Genomic DNA, 18,327 nt, shown 5'->3' with positions numbered 1-18,327 from the left:
GCACTCAGTCGCGGTCGCTCACGTCGCGGGAGAGCCGCTGCGAGGCGGAACTCCCCCGCGTCTCCTGCGACGGGGTCGCGCTGGACCTCATCACCGAGAGCCTGTGATGCGCGCCCTGTGATGCACGCAGAGGGCATCTGACCTGGGGTTTCGCTTGAAACCCTTGACTTCAGCACGACGCCGGTGCACCCTGTCATTAGGTCAACTCAGCGCTCGGGAGACTCGCAGGCATCGCCGCAGCCCCGGGCGCTGAGTCTGTCTCCGGGGGCGCTGAGTCTGTCTCCGGGCCGCCGGATCAGTACGCCAGCAGCTCCGCTCGTGTCAGTCGCATGCGGGCGAGCAGCGCCTGCTCGTCCGAAGCCGCGTACGCGTCGTGACCGTGGATCGCCCGCTGGCGAACCGCCGCTAGTGCAGCCGCATCCTTGATGAATGCGCGCATCGTCCCACGGCGATTGCCGCGCAGACCCTGCGCCCATTGCAGACCGGCTTTTCGACCGGCGTGCGTCGCCAGCATCGTGACCTCTTCTGGCGTGAACCACCCAGCAGCGGCGTAGTCGTCCAGGCGGGACTTCGTCAGTCGCGCCTCTTCACGGCGCAGCGCGATGATCGCGAAGATGAAGCCGAGGAACAGCGGCACCTGCGTGGTCAGATACAGCACCGGGAAGTCGCCGAGCAGCGACGACCCGTTCCAGAACGCGTGCAGTGCGATGGCGCCGATCAGACCGATCGCACCCGAGCCGAGAGCGGCCGCCGTGCTCGCTCCGCGTCGCGCCGCGAGGCCGATCGCGAAGCCGGTGAGAGCCGTGAACATCGCGTGCGCGAATGGGGACACGATGCCGCGCAGCAGAAACGTGAGGGTGAGGTCGCCCGCACCGCCGGTGACGAGGCTGATGCCGAAGTACTGGATGTTCTCGGTGAACGCGAAGCCTGCGCCGACCAGTGCTCCGTAGACGATGCCGTCCACGGGGCCATCGAGAGCGCGCCGACCGATGACGAAGAGCAGGAAGACGCCGAGCCCCTTGGCGATCTCCTCGATGAAGGGGGCTTGCACGATAGCGGTGAAGAAGTCGTTTCGCGTGCCGACCGAGATGGTCAGGAGCAGGTCGAACAGCAGGCTGATTCCGACCGATGCGATAGCCCCCCAGGCGAGGGCGAAGATCACCAGGCTCTTCGGCTCGGGCTCCCACCGGTCGATCAGGCGCACGCCGAACAGCACGATCGCCAGCGGCACGAGTGCGAGGATCATTCCCACGATCGATGCCGTCGTGCCGATGAAGAGGGCGAAATAGGCGATCAGCACAAGCATCAGAAACCCGAGGATGCCGAAGAGCCAGATCGACGCGCTGCGCCCCTTGCGCTCGGGCACCGGCAGCGCCGGCACAGCAGGCGCCGGGGCGGGAGCCTGCGGCGCCGGTGGCGCATACGCGGCCGGACGGTCGAACGGTGAGGCGAAGCGCGCGGGCGTCGGTGCGGGCGCGAGCTGCGATGGCGCGTGCCGCGGCTGCGGCGGGCTGCCGTAGGCGGGCTGCGGCGGCTGGCCGAAAGCCGGTGGCTGCGGATGCGCCGGTCCCTGCGGGTACGCCAGTGGCTGCGCGTACGCCGGCGGCTGCGGGTACGCCTGTGGCGGTGCGTACGCCGGTGGTTGCGCGCCCGTGTCCGAAGCATCACCGGACGGGGGCGGCGGCGTATACGCCGGGGGCTGTCCTCCAAAGCTCATGACGAAAGCCTAGAGGGAGCCTCGGTCTTCTCAGACATCCGGGCCGGTAGCGTAGAGGCATGCAGTTCGCCCATCTCAGCACTCCTGATTCCGAGATCCTCCATCTTGCCGTCATCGACCGTGAAGAAGCGATCCTCGTCAGCGATCTGCTCTCGCCCAGTCCGACCGACCTGCAGGGTCTGATCGAGGGCGGTGACGAGCTCCTCCACCGACTGCGCGATGCCCTCAGCAAGGGCGACGCTCCCCGGCATCCGCTCGGAGACTTCGCCTACGGATCCGCGGTCGTCAATCCTCCGGCCATCCTCGCCGTCGGCCTGAACTACGCCGCCCACTCCAGCGAGCTGGGGCTGAAGACCGACACCGCACCGACGGTGTTCACGCTGTGGCCGAACTCCCTCACCGGGCACGAAAGCACCACCGCCTGGCCACGGACGCTCAGCGAATCCGTCGACTACGAGGCCGAGCTCGGCGTCATCATCGGCCGACCGACGAAGAACGTCTCGGCAGACGACGCGCTCGATTGCGTCTGGGGGTACACGGTCGTGAACGACATCACGGCACGGGACATCCAGTTCGCCGAGGCGCAGTGGTCCCGCTGCAAGTCGTTCGACGGATTCACTCCCACCGGCCCCGTCGTCGTCACCGCCGATGAGATCCCGGATCCGCAGGATCTGCACATCTGGACGGTCATCGACGGCCACACCGTTCAGGACGCGAGCACCGGGCAGATGGTGCGGCCGGTCTCCACGCTCATCGCCCATCTCTCCTCATCGATCACGCTGCTGCCCGGCACACTCATCTCGACCGGCAGCCCCGGCGGCGCCGGCTACTCCCGCGACCCGCAGATCTTCCTGCGCGACCGCTCCACGGTGACGGTCGGCATCGACGGCATCGGCGAGTTGACGACGCACTGCCGCATCCTCGACTGATCACGAGAGAGGGCGCCTTCCGGGGGTTTCGCGGAAGGCGCCCTCTTCACAGCCGGCTCAGGACTCGAGCAGGTCTTCGACGGCGATCACCGGGATCGCTTCGGTGACCGTCTCCAGCCCGGAGAGGCGGGCCGGCGAGAGCTGCTTCGTGACCTCTTCACGAGACATCAGTCCGGCCTCGACCACCAGGTCGGCGACGTTGCGGTTGGTGAGCAGCGCCGTCTTCGCGAGAGCTGCGGATGCTGCATAGCCGATGAACGGGGTGAGTGCGGTGACCACACCCACCGAGGCGCCGACCATCGCGCCCAGACGCGCACGATTGGCGGTGATGCCATCGACGCAATTCACGCGCAGCGTCCACATCGCCTGACGCATCCAGGTGATCGACTGGAAGATCGAGTGAGCGATCACCGGCTCGAAGGCGTTCAGCTGCAGCTGGCCGCCTTCCACTGCCATCGTGACGGTCATGTCGGCACCCGCGACGGCGAATGCGACCTGGTTGACGACCTCGGGGATCACCGGGTTGACCTTGCCGGGCATGATGCTGGAGCCGGCCTGCATTGCGGGCAGGTTGATCTCGCTGAGCCCCGCCTGCGGTCCCGACGACAGCAGCCGCAGGTCGTTGCAGATCTTCGACAGTTTGATCGCGTTGCGCTTGAGGCTCGACGAGAAGGACATGAACGAACCGGTGTCGCTGGTGGACTCCACCAGGTCGGCTGCCGTCTGCAGGTCAAGGCCGGAGATCGAGCGCAGGTGACGCACGACCGACGCGGCGTAGCCCGGGTGGGTGGTGATGCCGGTGCCGATCGCCGTGGCTCCCATGTTGATCTCGAACAGCAGCGAGGCGTTCTCGGTGAGGCGGGTGTGATCGTAGCCGAGCGTCGATGCGAAGCCGTGGAACTCCTGACCGAGCGTCATCGGCACGGCATCCTGCAGCTGCGTGCGTCCGACCTTCAGCACGTCGTGGAACTCGGATGCCTTGGCCAGGAACGAACGGCGCAGCAGGTCGAGCTCGTCGAGCAGCGTGTGCAGATTCAGCGACAGGCCGATCTTGATGGCTGTCGGGTACACGTCATTGGTCGACTGGCTGCGGTTGGTGTGGTCGATGGGCGACAGGAATGCGTAGTCGCCCTTCTCACGGCCTGCCATCTCCAGCGCGATGTTGGTGATGACCTCGTTGGCGTTCATGTTCGTCGACGTGCCAGCGCCGCCCTGGATGACCCCGACGACGAACTGGTCGTGGAACTCGCCGTCGATGACGCGCTGGGATGCATGGTCGATCAGGTCGGCGCGCTCGGCGTCGAGGACCCCGATCTCCTTGTTCGCTCTGGCACTGGCCTGCTTGACCATCGCCAGGCCGCGAATCAGGTCGGGGTAGACCGAGATGGGCCGCTTCGTGATCGGGAAGTTCGCTTCGGCGCGGGCGGTGTGCACGCCCCAATACGCCTCGATCGGAACTTCCATGCTCCCGATCGAATCGGACTCTGTACGGGTCAGGGCTGGCTCAACAGCGGCCATGTCACATCCTTGTGGGTAGTGGCGAGTAGGAATCTTGGGGGATGCGTCCAGTCTACGCCGCTCAGCGCGGTGGCTTTCGAGAGAACGCTTCGCGTCGCTCCTCTGGTGACAGCTGGGCCATTCGCTCGGCCCACTCGGGTGAGAAGTAGTCGCCGGTGCGAGCATCCGTCACCGGCACCACGGTGTGCGTGATCGTGCCAGGATGCACGTGCACGAGTTGGAACGACTGCGCAGCATCCATGCCATTGACCTCGGCCGCCGGCAGCGCGACGTTCATCGTGTAGCAGGTGGCGGACGCCACGCTGACCGGGATGCCGGCGAACGTGCCATGCGAAGAATAGTGCAGGTGCCCGGCCAGGATGCCGCGCACGTCGGTTCCACGGATGATGTCTGCGAGCTCTTCCTGATGCTGCAGCTCCAGGATGTCGAACAGCGGCACGTGACTGGGCAGAGGCGGATGGTGCATCGCCAGCAGAGTGCCGTGCGGTGCCGGCTCGCGCAGCAGATCGCGCAGCCACTCGAGCTGATCGACATCGAGGTCGCCGTGGTGCCACCCGGGCACGCTCGTGTCGAGCGCGATCAGACGCAGACCGCTCAGATCCCACACCCCCGTGACGGGCTCTTCCGTCGGCGGCAGATCAAGGAGGTTCTCGCGCAGCGCCGGGCGCTCATCATGGTTTCCCGCCACCCAGATCAGCGGACAGCCGAGCTCATCGGCGGCCGGCTCGACAGCTCTCCGCAGGCGTTGGTACGCCTCGGGCTCACCCAGGTCGGCCAGATCGCCGGTGACGACGATCGCCGCCGGCTGGACATTCACCGAGCGAATCGCCTGGAGAGTGCGTGCCAGGTTGGTTTCGACGTCGTAACGACCGCCGAGCGCTGCACCATCGGCGAGCAGGTGCGGGTCGCTGACGTGCACGATGACATGCGAAGCAGGCTCGTGTCGACCGAAGGCGTAGCGCGCTGACATGCGACCAGCCTAGAACCGAACGCACTGCCTGCAACCGCAGGCAGTGCGTCAGTGGTGGAAGAAGATGATGAGCACGCCGGTGATCACGGCCGCACCGCACAGCGCGAAGCAGGCATATGCGATCACGAGCGAGAACATCCGCTGCGCGGGGGTCAGCGGACTCTTCTTCGCTGCTTTCGCCGCCTGCTTCTCGGCGCGGCGGATGTCTTTCGCCGAGATGATCGTGATCGCATCGGTGAACTCCGCTGGGCTGACCACCGGCGCGCGCCCGGCGCGCACCAGCATCCGCAGCCCCGTCGCATAGAGTGCGACGATCAGAGTCGCGGCGATCAGCGCGGCGATGAAGACGCTGAGGAACGCCGCCCAGTCGATGTCGACGCTCATCGCGGAGCCTCCTCTTCGATCGAGATCTCCCATTCGGCAAGCTCAGCGCGCGCACGCCGGCTCGCACTGAGCAGCTCCCACTCCTGCGCTGCCGCTTGCGCATCGGCGAACTTCTCCGCCGCGCGCTGCGCGGCCTTGCGCGCCGCCTTGATCTCCGCGGGACTGCCGCCGGACTTCTTGAGCTTCTTGGCCTTGCGTGCGGCCCGCTCTGCCTCGTCGGCCTTGCGCTCTGCGCGAGCCAGCGCTCGGACGAGCTCCATCCGCGTGGTGCGACGCGTGGGGCCAGGGACCTCGGGGGTTTCCACGGCCTGGCCGGACTTGGCGATGCTGCTCATCGCGTTGGATGCTGTCACCGCGTCGCGGCGCGAGCGCAGGAACAGGCCGACGATGATGACGACGGCGATCACCGCGTCGACCACGACGCCCCAATTGCCCCAGAGCACGACCAGCCAGGCGGCGAGACCGCCGACCGCGCCGGCGGCCGGAAGCGTCAGCAGCCATCCGACAGCGATGCGCCCCGCTGTCCCCCACCGCACGACGGAACCGCGGCGACCGAGGCCGGATCCGATGACTGAGCCCGATGCGACCTGCGTCGTCGAGAGGGCGAAGCCCAGCGCGCTGGAAGCGAGAATGGTCGCTGCGGTTGAGCTCTCGGCTGCGAAACCCTGCGCGGGCTTGACCTCGGTCAGTCCCTTGCCGAGCGTGCGGATGATGCGCCAGCCGCCGAGGTAGGTGCCGAGCGCGATCGTGAAAGCACAGGCGACGATGACCCAGAACTCGGGGTTGTGGAAGTCCTCGCTGGTCGGGTCGCCGGTCTGCCAGCCGACGGTGATCAGTGCGAGGGTGATGACACCCATCGTCTTCTGCGCGTCGTTGGTGCCGTGCGCCAGAGCCACCAGCGATGAGGTGAAGATCTGTCCCCAGCGGAAGCAGTCACGGCCATCCGGTTTGCCGTCGTATCGCCGCGTAATGGAATAGGCGATCTTTGTCGCGAGGTACGCGATGATTCCCGCTGTCAGCGGAGCGATCAGAGCCGGCAGGATGACCTTCGACAGGACGACCCCGAAGTCGATGCCTGACGCGCCGACTCCCACGAGGGTGGCGCCGATGAGGCCACCGAAGAGTGCGTGCGAGGAGCTGGACGGCAGGCCAAGCAACCAGGTCAGCATGTTCCAGGTGATCGCGCCGATGAGACCGGCGAAGATCAACTGGGGCAGGATCGCATGACTGATCTCGGATTCTCGGACGATGCCACCGGATACGGTCTTGGCCACCTCCGTCGAGAGGAACGCGCCGACCAGATTGAGCAGCGCCGCAAGCAGCACAGCCGTCTTGGGCTTGAGGGCTCCGGTCGCGATCGGCGTCGCCATCGCGTTCGCGGTGTCGTGGAATCCATTGGTGAAGTCGAAGAACAATGCCAGCGCGATGACCAGCACGACGATGAGGGCTGCGGTTTCCACCGTTCTCTTTCGTTGGATCTACCAGGGAAGTGCCGAAGTCGGCGTGACGAACGAAGAGTTCACCGTGGGTTCGTTTTCCGTTTCCGGGCCCGTGTGAATCCTCCCACCCCTCCTCCACCCGGTCAACTCGCCTCGGGTAGCGTTGAGCGAGTGAGCGATTCCAGCATCCAGCCGCCCGTTGCAGGCCGACGTCCCACCACACGCACCCACCATGGCGATACTTTCGAAGACGCCTACGAATGGCTCCGTGTCAAGGAGGATCCTGAGGTCGTCGAGCACCTCGAGTCAGAGAACGCCTATGCAGAAACCAGAACCGCGCATCTCGCGTCGCTGCGCGAGCAGCTGTTCGACGAGGTCAAGGCACGCGTGCAGGAGACGGATCTTTCCGTGCCGACCCGCCGAGGCGATTGGTGGTTCTACGGGCGCACCGTAGAGGGCGCGCAATACGGCATCCAGTGCCGTACCCCGGTGGCGAGCGACGACTGGACTCCCCCGGTACTTGAACCTGGTGTTCCGGTTCCCGGTGAGCAGATCCTTCTGGACGGCAATATCGAAGCCGAAGGCCACGAGTTCTTCTCGCTCGGCGCGTTCGATGTGTCAGACGATGGCACGCGCCTGCTGTGGTCGGTCGATGTCGAAGGATCCGAGGTGTACACCGTGCACGTGCGCGATCTCGTCTCCGGTGAGACGCTCTCAGACGTCGTCGACAACACCGCTCAGGCGTTCTTCACCCCCGATGGCTCGAGCATTCTGTACACGACGCGTGATGAGGCGTGGCGGCCGGACACCCTCTGGCTGCATCGGATCGGCACGGCTCCGGATGCCGATGTGCAGCTGTTCCACGAACCGGACGAGCGGTTCTGGCTCGGTGCGGGGATCACCCGCAGCAAGCGGTACCTGGTGATCGGTCTCGGCTCGAAGATCACCAGCGAAGAGCTGCTGGTGGATCTCGCCGATGTGACTGGTGAGCCGCTCGTGGTGTGGCCGCGTCGCGACGGGGTCGAATACTCAGTCGATCACGCCGTCGTCGACGGCGAGGATCGTCTGCTGATCCTGCACAACGAGAATGCTCTCGATTTCGAGTTGATATCGGTGGCGGCGACGGACCCGCAGGGTGCGCGCCAGATGCTGCTGGAGCACACCGCTGGCCGCCGGATCCTCGATGTGGACTGCTTCCGCGACTTCGCGACCGTCGAATACCGCCGAGAGGGTCTGTCGCGCACCGCGGTCATGGACATCAAGACCGGCATCCTCGACGAGATCGGTTTCGACGAGCCGCTGTTCGAGGCGTACTTCAGCGGCAACCCGGAATGGCACACTCCGTTCCTGCGAATGGGGTACACCTCGTTCGTCACACCGTCGACCGTGCTCGATCTCGAAGTCGCGACCGGTGAGAAGCACGTGCGCAAGCAGCTTGCGGTACTCGGCGGCTATGACGCGGCCGAGTACGGCCAGCGGCGGGTGTGGGCGACAGCATCCGACGGCGTGCTGGTGCCGATCTCTCTCGTCTGGAAGCGCTCCTTCGGTGAACCCGGCGCATCTGTCCGGCCGGTGCACCTGTACGGATACGGGGCCTACGAACACTCGATCGACCCGGGCTTCTCGATGATGCGACTGTCGATGCTCGACCGCGGCGTCGTCTTCGCGGTCGCGCACGTGCGCGGCGGCGGCGAGATGGGACGCCACTGGTACGAGGACGGCAAGGAGCTGAACAAGCGCAACACCTTCACCGACTTCGTCGCCTGCGCGCAGCATCTGATCGACACCGGCGTCACCACCCCTGACCGGATGATCGCCGAGGGTGGCAGCGCTGGCGGTCTGCTGATGGGCGCTGTGGCGAATATCGCACCCGAGCTGTTCGCCGGCATCCTCGCCGCCGTGCCGTTCGTCGACGCGCTCACCTCGATCCTCGACCCGTCGCTGCCGCTGACCGTGGTGGAGTGGGACGAGTGGGGCGACCCGCTGCACGACGCCGATGTCTACGCGTACATGAAGTCGTACACGCCGTACGAGAACGTGCGCGATGGTGTGGCGTATCCCCGCATCCTCGCGATGACATCGCTGAACGACACGCGCGTGCTGTACGTGGAGCCGGCCAAATGGGTCGCGCGGCTGCGCGAGGCGGGCGCTGCCGACGTGATCATGAAGTGCGAGATGTCAGCTGGTCACGGCGGCGTCAGCGGTCGCTACAACGCCTGGCGCGAACGCGCGTTCGAAATCGCGTGGATGCTGGACGTCTTCGGTCTCGCCGATTAGCCTCGGCGCGCGCGCCGCTCCCCTGCATCCGCGGCATGTCTCAGAAGTGGTGGGTGTGCTCACCGCGCACCCGCCACTTCTGGCCCGACTCCCTCGGCATGTCTCAGCACTGGCGAGTGGTCGGCACGGTGAGCCGCCACTACTGAGACAGGGACACGGATCTCCTTCCTCCTGCACAATGGCGGGTCGTCGCAGCTTGTGCACAGTTCGTGGGGATCCGGTACCGGACCGCCGTGCCGACCGGGTGAGATATGGGGATGACTCGCCGGCAGCCGCTTCCCGATGACTTCGTCGATGGCCCCTTCCATGTCGCGCGGGCCCGCGAGGCCGGCATTGCGCGATCTCGTCTGCGGGCTGCTGATCTCTCGTCACCGACCCGTGGCGTCCGGCGAATCCGCAGCAAGGAGGAAGCAGCGGATGCTGAGGGAGGGAGCGATCAGGACAACCTCACACCCACTCAGCGGATGCAGCGCCTCTCGACTCGTCTGCGCGACGATATCGAGGGCTACGTCGTAGCGTTCACCCCTCATCAATTCCTGAGCCACGAGACGGGACTCGCTGTCCTGGGCTGTCCCCTGCCATACACGACCACCGACCGACGTGAGGTGCACGTGTCCGTTCGGCGCCCGCATCCGCTCCCCCGTCGGAACGGTGTCCGGGGACATCGCCTTCAGGCACGAGAGTCGGCCCGCTGGCGAGCTGGCGGACTGCCGATCGAGCACCCGGCGCGCATGTGGCGTCAATCGGCCTCGCAATGGGGCCTGGATGACCTGATCGTCGCCGGCGACTTCCTCATCCACCCCCGGCGACGGTTGGTCACCCTCGACGACCTGCGCCGCGAAGTCGCCGAGGCAGGCGATGTGCGCAGGCTGCTGCGAGCCGCCCTGCAGGAGATCCGCTCGGGATCGGAAAGCTCGGAGGAGAGCCGATTGCGGCTGGTGCTGACGCGCGCAGGCCTCCCCGAGCCAGTTCTGAACATGAACCTGGTGGACGACAGCGGCCGCTTCGTCGCACGGCTCGATCTCGCCTATCCGAAATACCGAGTGGCGCCGGAGTACGACGGCCGGGGTCACGCGGAGGCCGGTCAATTCGCCAAGGATGCCGATCGTTGGGATGCAATTCGGGCGCAACACTGGCAGCATGTGCGCATCCTCAGCCACCATCTACGACCGGATCCGCAGATCGCCGTCGACAAGGTAGCCGTCGCGCTGTTCGACGCAGGATGGCGTCCGGGACGCGGTTGACAGCGTGTCCCACAAATGGCTGGTGCTGCGGAAACCAACCGGCCTTTTCTGGGACGCACTCCGCTGCTGCGAGCACTAGTGGCGGATGCGGGGCTCCGATACCCGCCCGAGGCGGATGCTGCGCGGGCTCACCCGAAGAGCGCGGACGCCTCCTCGTAGCGAGCGAGCGGCACCGTGTTGAGCTCGACCAGCGCTTCGGCGAACGGCACCCGCACGATGTCAGTGCCGCGCATCGAGACCATCTGGCCCCATGCCTGATCGACGATCGCATCGGCGGCATTCAGCCCGAGACGCGTCGCCAGCACGCGGTCGAAGCCCGAGGGCGACCCGCCGCGCTGAATGTGTCCGAGCACCGTGGAGCGCGTCTCGATGCCTGTACGCCGCTCGATCTCGGGAGCGATGATCTCGCTGATGCCACCGAGACGCGGACGGTTGAAGGCGTCGAGACCCTTATCGCTGTATGCCTCTTCCATCCCGGTCAGGGTGAACCCCTCCGAGACGACGACCAGTGGCGCGCGGCCTCTGTCGTGGGCGCTGGTGACGAGCGCGCAGACCTCGTCGATCGACATCGGCACCTCGGGAATGCAGATGACATGCGCGCCAGCCGCCATGCCCGCATGAAGCGCGATCCAGCCGACGTGACGCCCCATGACCTCGGCGACCATGCATCGCTGGTGCGATTCCCCGGTGGTGCGCAGGCGATCCATGGCATCGGTTGCGATGTTCACCGCTGTATCGAAACCGAAGGAGTAGTCGGTCGCACGCAGGTCATTGTCGATCGTCTTCGGCACGCCCAGCACGTTGATGCCGTCGTTGGCCAAGCGGTCGGCCGCGGCCAGTGTTCCCTCGCCGCCGATCGCGATGATGCCATCGATGTTGTGCTCGGCGAGCGTCTTGGCGATGCTCTCGGCACCGCCGCGCGGACCCTCATAGGGGTTCGTGCGGCTCGTGCCGAGGATCGTTCCGCCGACCTTCGACAGGCCCTTCACCTCGTGACGGGTGAGCGGGAAGAAATCGCCGTCGACGACGCCGCGCCATCCATCACGGATGCCGACGAACTCGAGCTCGTAGGTGGTGGTGCCCTTGAGCACGATGCCGCGGATGACTGCGTTCAAGCCGGGGCAGTCGCCGCCGCTCGTGAGAATGCCGATCTTCATGCTGCTGCCTTCATGCTTCGGGGAAAGATGGGTAAAGGCGACGCTGCCCGCCTTCGACACTAATGGGGAACCCGAGCGGATGCTATTCCTCAACGCCGAAAACGAATGATCTTGACGTCGATCAGGCCTCATTCCGCACTTCTTGGCGGCCTCACCTCGTTGTAAGCGAAAGCGGGCCTCAAGAACCATTGTTCTTAAAGCCCGCTTGCGAGTGCGTGCTGTCAGGCTCCGCCGAGCGCCTCACGCAGCAGATGCATCAGAGCAGCCATCTGCACCGATTCACTGGGATCGTCAGCCACGGCTTCGCCGTCCAGAGCGCGAGCCGCCAGGCCCTGCTTCTGATCGATCAGCTCGGCGATCTTCGTATCGATCGTGTGCGCGGCGATGATCCGCCATGCGGTAACCGGCTCGTCCTGGCCGATGCGGTGCACGCGGTCGATCGCCTGGGTCTGCTCGGCAGCCGTCCAGCTGAGCTCGGCGAGCACCACGTTGGATGCCACCTGCAGGTTCACGCCGACACCGGCCGCGGTGAGCGAACAGACGGCGATACCCACCTCGGGATCAGTGTTGAACGCATCGATCGCGGCCTGACGCACCGGCGTCGTCTGGTCTCCCCGCACCGATACCGATTTGATGCCAGCGGCTGCGAAGTGCGCCTCGGCCTGATCCATGACGTCGACATGCTTCGCGAAGAACACGACCTTCTGCACCGAACGCTGCAGCTGGGCCGCGTAATCTGCCGCAAGCTGCGCCTTGGCCTGACCGATCTTGCGCACCATGGTGAAGACGTTGTCTCCCCCGGTGCCCGCAGCCTTCGACTCCTCGAGCTCATTGTGCGCGACGAGACGCACGATGTCGTCATCGATCTCGCCCGCAGACGGTCGGTTCGGATTCGAAGACGACGCGCGCGCCTCGATGATGCGGCGATACTTCGCTGCCATCCGCTCGCCGAGTTCGCGCTCGGCCTGACGGATGCTGCGCCCGAACTCGTCATCGAGCTGCACGGGCAGATCGGCCACGAGCTTGTCCGGCAGGTCTGCGGCGACATCCTTCTTCTTGCGCCGGACGATGCCCATTGAGATCACGGCCTCGCGAGCCTCCGCGTAGAACGACTTGTCCGCGGGCGTCAGACCGGTGGCATCCAGCTTCTCCATCAGCTCCGCGCCGGGCTTCTCGCCGTTGGTCCAGCCGAGGAAACGCCAGATCGCATCGAAGTCCTCTACGTCGTTGATCAACGGCGTTCCGGTCAGGGCAAGCATCAGCGGGTTCCGCTGGTGCTCGCGGATGCGCGATCCCAGGGCAAGCACATTCTGCGAACGCTGCGAGGAGAGGTTCTTGATGAAGTGCGCCTCATCGACGACCATGCCCTTCAGACCGATCTCACCGAGCCAGGACAGATGCCGATCGAGGATCTCGTAGTTCACGATGAACACATCGGCGAAGGCGTCGATATCGCTGCCGTCGCCCTGGATCACCGTGGCGCGCCGCTGCGGCGTCCACCGTTCGACCTCGCGTGCCCAGTTCATCTTCACCACGTTCGGCACGACGACCAGCAGCGGATATGCTCCGGCGATCGACGCCGCGAGCACCGACTGCGCGGTCTTGCCGAGGCCTGGCTCGTCGGCGAGAAGGAAGCTGCGGTGCCCGGAGCGGACCGCCTCGACGAAGCGCGACTGGTGCACCATGACTTCGCGGCCCTTGGGCGAGATGTGGTCGTACTCGGGTGTCGGCGGCAGCTCCATCGTGGCCGCGCCTCCACCGGCTCCGGACTCGAATGCCTTGTAGAGCGGGCCCATCAGCTCCCACCCGTCAAGGCGACGGCGCGGAACAGCTCCGGCGCGCGGGGTGAGATCCGGCTCGAGGAAAGGCGAGGCGAGCTGGCGCGATTCCACCGAGGGCGGAGTGACCTGCTTCTCGGCGAGCGCAGCCGACACGACCTGCGTGCGCACCGGCGCGATGTCGGTGATGACGAGCTCTTCCGGGGGAAGCTCCGCACCCGACTCGAGAAGCCAGTCCCGTCGCATGCGCTTCGCGACCGGTGAAGTCGCCTGATCGGCTTCCAGCAGCTGGATCAGCGAGGTGTCTCGTGCCGCGGTCTTGGCGAGAATCGTCGCCACCCCATCGAGACGCTTCAGTAGCTCGGCTCGAGCAGCATCCGTCACTTCGGGGTCTGCCTTCACGCGGGCCCGCTCCTCACGGACGAGGAACGCGATCACCTGGAACTTGACCCGGTTGGTCGGGCCCAGCTTGGCGCGCTGCGCTTTCGCCTCGATCTCGCGTACCTTTCGGGCGAGAATCGGGATCAGCGGTGCCTCTTCGTCGCGACGAGACGTCTTCTTACGCCGCGATGCGGCCGTTGCCGTGGTCGGCATGCTCCTCCTGAGCGTGAGTGCCGAAGCGCCGAAGGGGCCTTCGGTTCGTATATTTCATCCGCGTGTGGCGCTAGCCAGGACCGTGCGGAGTGCGGTGCTCGGTCTGCGCGGGAGCCGCGGTTGTCGACGAGTACCTGCGAACAGTTTACGACATCCGCGGCAGAACGCGACAGCTGCCGCGGCCCATCGTCATAATTCTGCGTGAATCAGGCCAGTCCGAGTCTGATCCGGGCGTCGGAGACATCGGCGGCCATCTGTGCGATCAGCGCGTCCATGCCGTTGAAAGCGACCATGGTCCGCAGGCGATCGGTGAACTCGACGGTCACGTGGTGCCCGTACAGGTCGAGATCCGATTCGTCGAGGACATGGGCCTCGACCTGTCGGCGCTCGACATCGTCGAACGTCGGATTGGTGCCGACGGAGATCGCCGACGGATGCCGGATGCCGGCGTCATGGTCGATCAGCCAACCGGCGTAGATGCCGTCGGCCGGAACGAGCGCATCGACCACCTCGGAGAGGTTCGCGGTCGGGAAGCCGAGCTCGCGACCGCGCTTGAGACCGTGCACAACGATCCCCGATACTGTCACCTGCCGTCCGAGCGCGACCGCTGCCTGCGAGACATCACCGGCCGCGAGCAGCTCGCGGATCCAGCTGGAGGAGACCCGACGCCCGGTTCCCACCGGATGCACGTCCTCGACGACATCGACGGTGAATCCGTACTGCGGCCCCAGCTCGCGCAGAAGGTCGACGTTGCCGGCCCCTCCGCGCCCGAAGCGGAAGTCGCGGCCGACGAGAACAGTGGTCACGTGCAGCGCGTCGACGAGGATCGTGCGCACGAATTCGGTGGCCTCGACGGACGCGAGAGCGCGATCGAAGGTGAGCAGAAGCGTGGCATCCAGATTCAGTTCGCCAAGCAGCTCCAGCTTGCGTTCCGTCGATACGACGCTGTCCGGGCACAGTTCAGGCCGCAGCACCTCAAGCGGATTCCGATCGAAGGTCACCGCCACCGTGCGCGCGCCGATGGCCTGCGCGTCGGCGCACATGCGCTCCAGCACCGTGCGGTGCCCCACGTGCACTCCGTCGAACTTGCCGATCGCGACCACCGACCGCCCGAAGTCGGCTGGCACCTCCGCCGGATCGCGGAAGACGATCATGCGAGGTTCTCCTGCGGGTGGTGCGTGCGCAGCCACCACAGCCCGAGCACCGGCAGAGCGAGCGGGATGAAGACGTACCCCATGCCGAAGTACGACCACACGCTGTCGTGGCCGAACAGGTCAGGCACCAGCAGGCTCAGCGCACCCACGATGAGCACACCGGCCAGTTCGAAGCAGATCGCGGCCCAGGCGACCGTGTACCAGCCGCGACGATGGGCGAGGATCAGCGCGAGAGTCGCGAGGATATAGACGACGGCTGCCAGCGCCGAGAGGGCATAGGCGAGCGGGGCCTCATCGAAGCGGCGGATGATCTGGACGAGGCTGCGACCGGTGGCAGCCAGTGCCATCACCGCATACACGATGACGAGCACACGGCCGATACCCGTCATGCGGGCGCGTGTGATGGTGTGGGACATTGCGTCATCCATCTTATGCGTCGCGGCAGCACGGGCCGATCCGGTCACGCGATCTGAAGCGTCCAGATCGACTGCATGCGCCACAGCATGATCGCCAGGGAGAAGCCGACCACTCCCAGCACGACTGTGCTCCATCTGGTGCGATCCAGGAGAGCCCAGAGGATGCCGCCGACCGGCAGCAGCACCGCGGCGATGAGGTACACCCAGTACTCGAGCAGATCACCGGTCGGAGGGTTGCCGGCCAGCGGCGCCACGATGGCGATGACGACCTGCGCGATGAGCAGCACCTCGACGAACAGAAGACTGCCGACGGTGTAGTCGCTCGGACGGCGCCCAGCGAGTCCGGCGATGAGGCAGAACAGCCCGGCGGCACAGGCGACGACGATCTGCAGGGTGGTGAACCACAGGATCATTCCTGTACCTCCGGCATGTTCATGGCGCTCTTGATGTCGCGACCGCGCGCTTCGAGAATTCCGACCAGCGTGCCGTCCGGATCGATCCCCGCGACTTCGGATGCCGTGAGCCGGTCTGCCTGCCCCTGCAGCCGCTTGCCATGGCGCAGGTCTCGCGCCTCGTCAGCGGACACGATCAGAGCGGGCATGATTCGTGCGGCCGCAGCCGCCGGGCTGAGAGTAGTCGCAGCGTCGAGCTCATCGATGGCATGGGCGTCCGCGATCTCGAAGCCGCCGACCCGTGTGCGGCGGAGTGCGGTGAGATGCCCACCCACACCGAGGGCCGCCCCCAGGTCACGGGCGAGAGCCCGAATGTACGTGCCCGAGGAGCAGTCGATGATCACATCGAGGTCGAGCGCATCGTCGACACGGCGCTGCCCGAGCAGATCGAAGCGCGCGATGGTCACCTGCCGGGCCGCGAGTTCGACCTCTTCGCCCGCTCGCACCCGGTCGTAGGCACGGCGGCCGTCGACCTTGATGGCCGAGACCGAGCTCGGCACCTGTGAGATGGCACCAGTGAGGTCGGCGATGCCATGCGCGATCTGCGCCGCGGTGAGGACGTCTACAGCATCCGGCGTCGCCGCTGAGACGGTCTCGCCCTCGGCGTCGTCGGTCGTCGTTGCCGCCCCGAGACGAATCGTGGCGGTATACGTCTTGTCGGCGCCGACGATGTAGGTCAGCAGGCGCGTGGCGCCCTCGATGCCGAGGACGAGCAGTCCCGTGGCCATCGGGTCGAGCGTTCCAGCGTGACCGACCTTGCGCGTGCCGAACGCACGCCGCGTGCGCGCGACGACGTCGTGACTGGTCAAGCCACCGGGCTTGTCGATGAGCAGAATGCCGGGCGAAACCATTCCTCCAGCCTACCGATGCCCCCGCGCAGTCATGCGTCACGACAACGTCTAGGCTGACCTGGTGCCCGCCTCTCCCCCGCCGCCGCCTGACCTCACAGAGGTGTCGAGCTGGTATCGCGAGCATGCGCGCGACCTGCCATGGCGGCATGCGGAATTCCATGTCGAATACGGCGCGTGGGGCACGCTCGTCAGCGAATTCATGCTGCAGCAGACGCCGGTGTCGCGGGTCATCCCGCATTTGGAAGCGTGGTTGCATCGCTGGCCCTCGCCCGCTGCGATGGCCAGTGCCACCCCTGCCGAGGTCGTGCACCAGTGGGCGAACCTCGGCTATCCGCGTCGTGCGCTATGGCTGCGGCGCGCGGCGATCGAGGTGACCGAGCGTCATGACGGCGTCGTCCCGAGAGACGTTCCTGCCCTCCTCGCACTGTCGGGCATTGGCGACTACACCGCGCGCGCCGTCGCCGCTTTCCACTACGGCGACCGGCACCCCGTGGTCGATACGAATACGCGTCGGGTCATCGCTCGTGCAGCGGATGGCTGTTCGCAGCCCGCTCCCCCGTCGAAGCGCGATCTGGATCGCATGTCGGAGCTGCTTCCGCAGGCGGAGGATCAGGCTGCCGTCTTCAACGCCGCGATGATGGAACTGGGCGCCACCGTGTGCACGGCACGCGCACCACGATGCGAGATATGCCCATTGGCATCCGTCTGTGCGTGGCTGCGAGCCGGGCGACCCGACACGGGCGACCGCCGTCGACGGCAAGCCCGTTACGAAGGCTCTGATCGACAGGCGCGCGGTGCGGTTCTGCGGATGCTGCGCGACGCACCGGGGCACGTCCTGCCTGCACATGCAGCGGCTGGAGACTGGCCGGACCCCGCGCAGCGCGATCGAGCGATCGACTCGCTCATCGCCGATGGACTCATCGAGGCGACGGAAGGCGAATTGCGCCTCCCGAACTGATCGGGCCGATCAGCTCTCTTCGTCTTCGTCGTGATGATACGGGTCGGCATCGCCGGCGTGGATTGCACCCTCAGCGAGTTTGGACACATGCGCGTCGCGCTCGCGTGCTTCGCGCAGCAGCTCGGCGATGTGGCCGGCGTTCTCGGGGAGCGCATCGGCGATGAACTCCAGCGTCGGCACGAGGCGGATGCTGAGCTGCTTGCCGACTTCCTTGCGCAGCAGGCCAGTGGCTGATGCTAGCGCCTTGCCGCTGTCCTCGCGCTCTTCATCGGTGCCGAGCACCGTGTAGAACACGGAGGCGTGCTGCAGGTCTCCGGAGACGCGCACGTCGGTGATCGTCACGAAGCCGAGTCGTGGGTCGCGCAGGCCCTTCTCGAGACGTTCGGCAAGGATGACGCGAATGCGATCCGCGAGACGTGCCTGTCGTTCTCCAGCCATTTTCCTTCTCCTCCGAGAGCAGTGAGGGGCGCCCGCAGGCGCCCCTCATCG

At 66.3% G+C, this 18,327-nt stretch carries 16 protein-coding genes; 4 read left to right on the top strand and 12 right to left on the bottom strand.

From position 1 onward, the window contains the following. Positions 1 to 295: 295 nt before the first annotated feature. Positions 296 to 1,717, bottom strand: a complete 1,422-nt coding sequence (locus FM104_RS07835; RefSeq protein WP_087130866.1) for a PrsW family intramembrane metalloprotease — start codon at positions 1,715 to 1,717, stop codon at positions 296 to 298. Positions 1,718 to 1,776: 59 nt separating this feature from the next. On the opposite strand from FM104_RS07835, the gene FM104_RS07830 reads away from it, so the two are divergent. Then, positions 1,777 to 2,646, top strand: coding sequence for a fumarylacetoacetate hydrolase family protein (locus tag FM104_RS07830; RefSeq protein WP_087130865.1), 870 nt, complete (start codon positions 1,777 to 1,779; stop codon positions 2,644 to 2,646). A 57-nt stretch (positions 2,647 to 2,703) separates the two neighbouring features. Here the strand turns inward: FM104_RS07830 and FM104_RS07825 are convergent, their stop codons facing one another. From FM104_RS07825 to FM104_RS07810, 4 genes are all read right to left on the bottom strand, one after another. After that, entirely contained in the window at positions 2,704 to 4,164 is a 1,461-nt protein-coding gene (locus FM104_RS07825) for an aspartate ammonia-lyase (RefSeq protein ID WP_087130864.1), read from the bottom strand. 61 nt (positions 4,165 to 4,225) lie between these two features. After that, the gene (locus FM104_RS07820) at positions 4,226 to 5,134 is read right to left on the bottom strand and encodes a phosphodiesterase (protein ID WP_087130863.1); all 909 of its coding nucleotides are present in this window, start codon (positions 5,132 to 5,134) and stop codon (positions 4,226 to 4,228) included. Positions 5,135 to 5,182: 48 nt separating this feature from the next. Beyond that, positions 5,183 to 5,518, bottom strand: coding sequence for a peptidase (locus tag FM104_RS07815; RefSeq protein ID WP_087130862.1), 336 nt, complete (start codon positions 5,516 to 5,518; stop codon positions 5,183 to 5,185). Then, entirely contained in the window at positions 5,515 to 6,978 is a 1,464-nt protein-coding gene (locus FM104_RS07810; protein WP_087130861.1) for an inorganic phosphate transporter, read from the bottom strand. Before FM104_RS07810 ends, FM104_RS07815 begins: the two co-directional genes overlap by 4 nt. A gap of 150 nt (positions 6,979 to 7,128) precedes the next feature. On the opposite strand from FM104_RS07810, the gene FM104_RS07805 reads away from it, so the two are divergent. Both FM104_RS07805 and FM104_RS07800 read left to right on the top strand, forming a co-directional pair. Further along, a complete protein-coding gene (locus FM104_RS07805; RefSeq protein WP_256971559.1) occupies positions 7,129 to 9,234 on the top strand; it encodes a S9 family peptidase in 2,106 nt (701 codons plus the stop codon). Positions 9,235 to 9,491: 257 nt separating this feature from the next. After that, the gene (locus FM104_RS07800; protein WP_143738281.1) at positions 9,492 to 10,478 is read left to right on the top strand and encodes a hypothetical protein; all 987 of its coding nucleotides are present in this window, start codon (positions 9,492 to 9,494) and stop codon (positions 10,476 to 10,478) included. Positions 10,479 to 10,606: 128 nt separating this feature from the next. Here the strand turns inward: FM104_RS07800 and FM104_RS07795 are convergent, their stop codons facing one another. The 6 genes from FM104_RS07795 to truB all read right to left on the bottom strand — a co-directional run bounded on the left by FM104_RS07795 (position 10,607) and on the right by truB (position 16,880). Then, the gene (locus FM104_RS07795) at positions 10,607 to 11,635 is read right to left on the bottom strand and encodes a 6-phosphofructokinase (RefSeq protein WP_087130859.1); all 1,029 of its coding nucleotides are present in this window, start codon (positions 11,633 to 11,635) and stop codon (positions 10,607 to 10,609) included. A gap of 221 nt (positions 11,636 to 11,856) precedes the next feature. After that, positions 11,857 to 14,007, bottom strand: coding sequence for a DEAD/DEAH box helicase (locus tag FM104_RS07790; RefSeq protein ID WP_087130858.1), 2,151 nt, complete (start codon positions 14,005 to 14,007; stop codon positions 11,857 to 11,859). A gap of 206 nt (positions 14,008 to 14,213) precedes the next feature. After that, positions 14,214 to 15,161: a bifunctional riboflavin kinase/FAD synthetase gene (locus FM104_RS07785; RefSeq protein WP_087130857.1), complete on the bottom strand. Its 948-nt coding sequence runs from the start codon at positions 15,159 to 15,161 to the stop codon at positions 14,214 to 14,216. Further along, positions 15,158 to 15,577 carry a hypothetical protein gene (locus tag FM104_RS07780; RefSeq protein ID WP_256971558.1) on the bottom strand — a complete coding sequence of 140 codons (420 nt, stop codon included), beginning with the start codon at positions 15,575 to 15,577 and terminating at the stop codon, positions 15,158 to 15,160. The genes FM104_RS07785 and FM104_RS07780 overlap by 4 nt, the downstream gene beginning before the upstream one ends. A 44-nt stretch (positions 15,578 to 15,621) precedes the next feature. Next, positions 15,622 to 15,990, bottom strand: a complete 369-nt coding sequence (locus FM104_RS07775; protein WP_087130855.1) for a hypothetical protein — start codon at positions 15,988 to 15,990, stop codon at positions 15,622 to 15,624. Then, positions 15,987 to 16,880: a tRNA pseudouridine(55) synthase TruB gene (gene truB, locus FM104_RS07770; RefSeq protein ID WP_087130854.1), complete on the bottom strand. Its 894-nt coding sequence runs from the start codon at positions 16,878 to 16,880 to the stop codon at positions 15,987 to 15,989. Before truB ends, FM104_RS07775 begins: the two co-directional genes overlap by 4 nt. Before the next feature lie 61 nt (positions 16,881 to 16,941). Here truB and FM104_RS07765 point away from each other — a divergent pair, with 61 nt between their 5' ends. Then, positions 16,942 to 17,838, top strand: coding sequence for an A/G-specific adenine glycosylase (locus FM104_RS07765; RefSeq protein ID WP_087130853.1), 897 nt, complete (start codon positions 16,942 to 16,944; stop codon positions 17,836 to 17,838). A gap of 9 nt (positions 17,839 to 17,847) precedes the next feature. Here the strand turns inward: FM104_RS07765 and rbfA are convergent, their stop codons facing one another. Then, a complete protein-coding gene (gene rbfA, locus FM104_RS07760) occupies positions 17,848 to 18,276 on the bottom strand; it encodes a 30S ribosome-binding factor RbfA (protein WP_087130852.1) in 429 nt (142 codons plus the stop codon). Positions 18,277 to 18,327 lie beyond the last annotated feature (51 nt).

Source organism: Microbacterium esteraromaticum (assembly GCF_900163815.1).
Lineage (GTDB): Bacteria > Actinomycetota > Actinomycetes > Actinomycetales > Microbacteriaceae > Microbacterium > Microbacterium esteraromaticum_B.
The sequence above is the reverse complement of the archived record's forward strand: the minus strand, read 5'-3'. Positions and strand labels throughout refer to the sequence as shown.

Bases quoted from the DNA above. Each gene is read 5' to 3' on its own strand.
- FM104_RS07835 (WP_087130866.1), bottom strand. From the start codon at position 1,717: ATGAGCTTTGGAGGACAGCCCCCGGCGTATACGCCGCCGCCCCCGTCC.
- FM104_RS07830 (WP_087130865.1), top strand. From the start codon at position 1,777: ATGCAGTTCGCCCATCTCAGCACTCCTGATTCCGAGATCCTCCATCTT.
- FM104_RS07825 (WP_087130864.1), bottom strand. From the start codon at position 4,164: ATGGCCGCTGTTGAGCCAGCCCTGACCCGTACAGAGTCCGATTCGATC.
- FM104_RS07820 (WP_087130863.1), bottom strand. From the start codon at position 5,134: ATGTCAGCGCGCTACGCCTTCGGTCGACACGAGCCTGCTTCGCATGTC.
- FM104_RS07815 (WP_087130862.1), bottom strand. From the start codon at position 5,518: ATGAGCGTCGACATCGACTGGGCGGCGTTCCTCAGCGTCTTCATCGCC.
- FM104_RS07800 (WP_143738281.1), top strand. From the start codon at position 9,492: ATGACTCGCCGGCAGCCGCTTCCCGATGACTTCGTCGATGGCCCCTTC.
- FM104_RS07795 (WP_087130859.1), bottom strand. From the start codon at position 11,635: ATGAAGATCGGCATTCTCACGAGCGGCGGCGACTGCCCCGGCTTGAAC.
- FM104_RS07790 (WP_087130858.1), bottom strand. From the start codon at position 14,007: ATGCCGACCACGGCAACGGCCGCATCGCGGCGTAAGAAGACGTCTCGT.
- FM104_RS07785 (WP_087130857.1), bottom strand. From the start codon at position 15,161: ATGATCGTCTTCCGCGATCCGGCGGAGGTGCCAGCCGACTTCGGGCGG.
- FM104_RS07780 (WP_256971558.1), bottom strand. From the start codon at position 15,577: ATGTCCCACACCATCACACGCGCCCGCATGACGGGTATCGGCCGTGTG.
- FM104_RS07775 (WP_087130855.1), bottom strand. From the start codon at position 15,990: ATGATCCTGTGGTTCACCACCCTGCAGATCGTCGTCGCCTGTGCCGCC.
- truB (WP_087130854.1), bottom strand. From the start codon at position 16,880: ATGGTTTCGCCCGGCATTCTGCTCATCGACAAGCCCGGTGGCTTGACC.
- rbfA (WP_087130852.1), bottom strand. From the start codon at position 18,276: ATGGCTGGAGAACGACAGGCACGTCTCGCGGATCGCATTCGCGTCATC.